This window comes from Kitasatospora sp. NPDC057518 (assembly GCF_042802075.1).
Taxonomy (GTDB): Bacteria; Actinomycetota; Actinomycetes; order Streptomycetales; family Streptomycetaceae; genus Kitasatospora.
The window spans coordinates 1-5,501 of sequence record NZ_JBHVEU010000539.1; the positions used below are offsets into that span (position 1 = coordinate 1).

The following is a 5,501-nucleotide window of genomic DNA, read 5'->3' on the forward strand; positions in this document are numbered from 1 at the left end:
GCGCTCAGCCCGCGCGGCCCGGACGGGTCTGTGTCGGGTGCCGGGGCCGGGGGAGTTCCGGGGGCTCTCCCACCTTTATTACCAGCCGAATTCGCCCCCACCGCCGTCCGGCCCGCGCAGCCGCCCTGACCAGGGCATCAAGCCCGATCATGACAGGATCCGCACGCCCGTGCAGTGATCCACTCGCGACCGGATACCCTGCCTGTATGGCCAGCGGCGGCACTCAGGGACCAGGCCGCTAGATCGACCAGGGACAGAGGAGTGGTCTTCGTGACCGTCGTGGAACCCTTCGGGCTCAGCGTGCAGGACCGCGACCTGACCCGGGACGTCCAGGCCGGACTGGACGCTGTGGAGGCGGCGCTCGGTGAGGCCGTCAAGAGCGACGTCCCCTTCATCACCGTCACCGCCAGTCACCTCCTCGAGGCCGGCGGCAAGCGCTTCCGCCCGCTGCTCCTGCTGCTGGCCGCCCAGTTCGGCGACCCGGGGGCGCCCGGCGTGGTGCCCGCCGCCGTGGTGGTCGAACTGACCCACCTGGCCACGCTCTACCACGACGACGTCATGGACGAGGCGCCGGTGCGCCGGGGCGCCCCGAGCGCCAACTCCCGCTGGGACAACTCGGTCGCCATCCTCACCGGCGACTTCCTGTTCTCCCGCGCCTCCCAGGTGCTCTCCGACCTCGGCCCGGAGGCCGTGCGGATGCAGGCCGAGGCCTTCGAGCGGCTGGTCACCGGCCAGATCCTGGAGACCCGCGGCCCGGGCCAGGACATGGACCCGCTGCTGCACTACCTGGACGTCCTGGAGGGCAAGACCGGCTCGCTGATCGCCGTCTCCTGCCGGATAGGAGCGCTGATGGCCGGTGCCGAGCGCGAGCTGGTGGACACCCTCGGCGAGTTCGGCGAGCGGATCGGCATCGCCTTCCAGCTGGCCGACGACGTGCTCGACATCGCCAGCGACGGCCACGAGTCCGGCAAGACCCCCGGCACCGACCTGCGCGAGGGCGTGCCGACCCTGCCGACCCTGCTGCTGCAGCAGATGCCCGCCGACCCGGCCGACCCGGACGACGCCCGGCTGCGCGAACTGCTCGACCAGGACCTCTCCGACGACGACCTGCACGCCGAGGCGCTGCGCCTGCTGCGTGCCCACCCCGCGCTGGAGCGCGCCCGCGCCGAGACCCTGCGCCGGGCCGAGGAGGCCCGGGCGCTGCTCGCGCCGCTGCCGGACTGCGCCGCGAAGGCCGCCCTGGAGGGCCTCTGCGACGCGGTGGCGATCCGCACGATGTGAGGCCCCGCTCCGGGGAGGACCCCGCTCCGGGTGAGGCCTCGCACGATGGGGGACCCCGCTCCGGGCGGGACCGCCGGGAGCCGTCCGGGCCGGGCCGAGAGGTGGCCCGTCCCGGACCCTCCGCCCGCCCCGGGATGGGGGAGACTGACTTCCGTCAGCACACGCCTGCCCGGAAGGTCGTTATGCGTCGCGTCGTCATCGCCGAGGACTCCGTACTGCTCAGGGAGGGACTGACCCGGCTGCTCACCGATCGCGGCCTGGAGGTCGTCGCCGGGGTCGGTGACGGAGACGCCCTGGTGAAGACCATCCACGACCTGGCGGCCGCCGACGCCCTGCCGGACGTCGTGGTCTCCGACGTGCGGATGCCCCCGAACCACACCGACGAGGGCCTGCGCGCCTGCGTGGAACTGCGCGCCCGGTACCCGCAGCTGGGCGTGCTGGTGCTGTCGCAGTTCGTGGAGGAGCGCTACGCCTCGGAGCTGCTGGCCGGCTCGACCCGGGGCGTGGGGTACCTGCTGAAGGACCGGGTCGCCGAGGTGCGCGAGTTCGCCGACGCGGTGGTCCGGGTCGCCGAGGGCGGCACCGCGCTGGACCCGGAGGTGGTGCAGCAGCTCCTCAGCCGCAGCCGCAAGGGCGACGTTCTGGCCAATCTCACGCCGCGCGAGCGCGAGGTGCTCGGGCTGATGGCGGAGGGCCGCACCAACGCCGCGGTGGCCAAGCAGCTGGTGGTCTCCGACGGCGCGGTGGAGAAGCACGTCAGCAACATCTTCCTCAAGCTGGGACTGGCTCAGAGCGCCGAGGACCACCGCCGGGTGCTGGCCGTGCTCACCTACCTCAACTCCTGACGCCCTCCGGTTCCGTCGCCCCGGCGCCCGGGGCGCGCCCCCGGGAGCGCATCTCGGCCATGCGCCCGTGAGGTGCTCGCGCCCGCCCGTCCGAGCCGGAATGATCTCCGGCGGGCGGGCGTTGACCTTCATGTGCGGTGCAGCCGCGGGCCGGTGAAATAACTGCCGTGCTTCCGGTCGCCGTCGGGTCGGCCCGCATAGGATGCGAGAGGTGCACCAGGCGGACGGGGCACGGGGCCGCGCCCGCGGTGGTGCGCCCACGAGGAGGTCCGCGGCAGTGACCAGTCAGGTCGATCAGTCAGAGGCAGTGGACGGCCCGGACGGCGACGAGGCCCGCGCCGGGAGCGGAGACGCGCACGCGGGTGCGGACGCGTCCGCCGGACCGCCCGGCCCGGGCGGCCCTCCGGTGAAGCCGGGCAAGCCCATCCGCAGACTCGATCGGGTGATCATTCGCTTCGCCGGCGACTCCGGTGACGGCATGCAGCTGACCGGTGACCGTTTCACCTCGGAGACGGCGTCCTTCGGCAACGACCTGTCCACGCTGCCGAACTTCCCGGCCGAGATCCGGGCGCCCGCCGGCACCCTGCCGGGCGTCTCGTCCTTCCAACTGCACTTCGCGGACCACGACATCCTGACCCCGGGCGACGCCCCGAACGTGCTGGTCGCGATGAACCCGGCCGCGCTGAAGGCGAACGTGCCGGACCTGCCGCGCGGTGCCGAGATCATCGTCAACACCGACGAGTTCACCAAGCGGGCGCTGGCCAAGGTCGGTTACCCGGCGGACCCGCTGGGCGACGGCTCGCTGGACGGCTTCCACCTGCACAAGGTGCCGCTGACCACGCTGACCCTGGAGGCGCTCAAGGACAGCGGCCTGGCCCGCAAGGACGCCGAGCGGGCGAAGAACATGTTCGCCCTGGGCCTGCTGTCCTGGATGTACCACCGGCCCACGCACGGGACGGAGTCGTTCCTGCGCACCAAGTTCGCCAAGAAGCCGCAGATCGCCGAGGCGAACATCACCGCCTTCCGGGCGGGCTGGAACTTCGGCGAGACCACCGAGTCCTTCGCCGTCTCCTACGAGGTGCCGCCGGCCAGGCTCCCGGCCGGGCGCTACCGCAACATCTCCGGCAACCTGGCGCTGTCCTACGGGCTGATCGCCGCCTCGCGGCGCTCCGGCCTCCCGCTGTACCTGGGCTCGTACCCGATCACCCCGGCCTCGGACATCCTGCACGAGCTGAGCCGGCACAAGGACTTCGGGGTGCGCACCTTCCAGGCGGAGGACGAGATCGCCGGTGTCGGCGCGGCGCTCGGCGCCGCCTTCGGCGGGGCGCTCGGGGTGACCACCACCTCCGGGCCGGGTGTCGCGCTGAAGTCCGAGACGATCGGCCTGGCCGTCTCGCTCGAACTGCCGCTGCTGGTCGTGGACATCCAGCGCGGCGGCCCGTCCACCGGCTTGCCGACCAAGACCGAGCAGGCGGACCTGCTGCAGGCGATGTTCGGGCGCAACGGCGAGGCGCCGGTGCCGATCGTCGCCCCGGCCACGCCCGCGGAGTGCTTCGACGCGGCGCTGGAGGCGGCCCGGATCGCGGTCACCTACCGCACCCCGGTGTTCCTGCTCTCGGACGGCTACCTGGCCAACGGCTCGGAGCCCTGGCGGATCCCCGAGGTCGACGAACTGCCGGAGATCGACCCGGAGTTCGCCACCGGCCCGAACCGCGAGGACGGCGCCTTCTGGCCGTACCTGCGCGATCCGCGGACCCTGGCCAGGCCCTGGGCGCTGCCCGGTACGCCCGGCCTGGAGCACCGGATCGGCGGTATCGAGAAGCAGGACGGCACCGGCAACATCTCCTACGACCCGGCCAACCACGACTTCATGGTCCGCACCCGGCAGGCCAAGGTCGACGGCATCACGGTGAAGCCGGTCGAGGTGGACGACCCGAGCGGCGACGCCCGGGTGCTGGTGCTCGGCTGGGGCTCGACGTACGGGCCGATCACCGCCGCGGTGCGCCGGGTGCGCGCGGACGGCGGCGAGGTCGCCCAGGCGCACCTGCGCAACCTCAACCCGTTCCCGGCCAACCTGGGCTCGGTGCTGCGGAGTTACGAAAAGATCATCGTTCCCGAGATGAACCTGGGGCAGCTGGCCCTGCTGCTGCGGGCGAAGTACCTGGTGGACGCCGAGTCCTACAACCAGGTGCGCGGACTGCCGTTCAAGGCGGCCCAGTTGGCGGACGTGCTGTGGGCCGCGATCGGCACCCTGGACGAGGAGGACCACCGATGAGCGAGCGTGCCTTCCCGTCCCTGCGACTGGTGCCCAAGGCCGAAGGCCCGCAGAGCGCCCGGGACTTCAAGACCGACCAGGAGGTGCGCTGGTGCCCGGGCTGCGGGGACTACGCGATCCTGGCGGCGGTGCAGTCCTTCATGCCGGAGCTGGGCATCAGGCGCGAGAACACGGTGTTCGTCTCCGGCATCGGCTGCTCCTCGCGCTTCCCGTACTACATGAACACCTACGGGGTGCACTCGATCCACGGCCGGGCGCCGGCGATCGCGACCGGGCTGGCCACCTCGCGCCAGGACCTGAGCGTCTGGGTGGTGACGGGTGACGGCGACGCGCTGTCGATCGGCGGCAACCACCTGATCCACGCCCTGCGGCGGAACGTCAATTTGAAGATCCTGTTGTTCAACAACCGTATCTACGGCCTCACCAAGGGCCAGTACTCGCCCACCAGTGAGCTCGGCAAGATCACCAAGTCCACCCCGATGGGCTCGCTGGACGCGCCGTTCAACCCGCTGTCGCTGGCGATCGGCGCCGAGGCCACCTTCGTCGCGCGCACCATCGACTCGGACCGCCAGCACCTCCAGTCGGTGCTGCGGGCGGCCGCCGAGCACCAGGGCACGGCGCTGGTGGAGATCTACCAGAACTGCAACATCTTCAACGACGGCGCCTTCGAGGTGCTGAAGGACCCGGGCAGCCGGGACGAGGCGCTGATCCGGCTGGAGCACGGGAAGGCCGCCCGCTTCGGCGCGGACCTGGCGAACGGCGTCTTCCGGGGCCCGGACGGCGAGCTGTTCACCGCCCCGGTCACGGCGGACAACGAGGCGGACGTCCTGGTCCACGACGCGCACGCGGCCAGCCCCGCCACCGCCTTCGCGCTCTCCCGGATCGCCGACGCGGACACCCTGCACCACACGCCGATCGGCGTGCTGCGCAGCGTCGAACGGCCGGTCTACGACGAGCTGATGGCGAGCCAGCTGGCCACCGCCACCGACGGGCGCGGCCCGGGCGACCTGGCCACGCTGCTCGCCGGAAACGACACCTGGACGGTGGACTGACCGTCCCGTCGGAGCGAGCGGCGCCCCCTGTCCCGACCGGGACAGGGG

General features: G+C 72.2%; 4 protein-coding genes. All 4 read left to right on the forward strand.

The genetic code is table 11. From position 1 onward, the window contains the following. The first annotated feature begins 270 nt into the window (after positions 1–270). The 4 genes from ACFU7Z_RS35435 to ACFU7Z_RS35450 all read left to right on the forward strand — a co-directional run bounded on the left by ACFU7Z_RS35435 (position 271) and on the right by ACFU7Z_RS35450 (position 5,453). Positions 271–1,281 (forward strand): polyprenyl synthetase family protein, encoded by a 1,011-nt coding sequence (locus tag ACFU7Z_RS35435; RefSeq protein ID WP_049652569.1) that lies wholly within the window; start codon positions 271–273, stop codon positions 1,279–1,281. Positions 1,282–1,463: 182 nt separating this feature from the next. Beyond that, positions 1,464–2,126: a response regulator transcription factor gene (locus ACFU7Z_RS35440; protein ID WP_049652547.1), complete on the forward strand. Its 663-nt coding sequence runs from the start codon at positions 1,464–1,466 to the stop codon at positions 2,124–2,126. 277 nt (positions 2,127–2,403) lie between these two features. Beyond that, positions 2,404–4,401, forward strand: a complete 1,998-nt coding sequence (locus ACFU7Z_RS35445) for a 2-oxoacid:acceptor oxidoreductase subunit alpha (RefSeq protein ID WP_380718634.1) — start codon at positions 2,404–2,406, stop codon at positions 4,399–4,401. Continuing rightward, positions 4,398–5,453, forward strand: a complete 1,056-nt coding sequence (locus ACFU7Z_RS35450; protein WP_380782113.1) for a 2-oxoacid:ferredoxin oxidoreductase subunit beta — start codon at positions 4,398–4,400, stop codon at positions 5,451–5,453. The genes ACFU7Z_RS35445 and ACFU7Z_RS35450 overlap by 4 nt, the downstream gene beginning before the upstream one ends. Positions 5,454–5,501: the final 48 nt, after the last annotated feature.

Bases quoted from the DNA above. Each gene is read 5' to 3' on its own strand.
- ACFU7Z_RS35440 (WP_049652547.1), top strand. From the start codon at position 1,464: ATGCGTCGCGTCGTCATCGCCGAGGACTCCGTACTGCTCAGGGAGGGA.
- ACFU7Z_RS35450 (WP_380782113.1), top strand. From the start codon at position 4,398: ATGAGCGAGCGTGCCTTCCCGTCCCTGCGACTGGTGCCCAAGGCCGAA.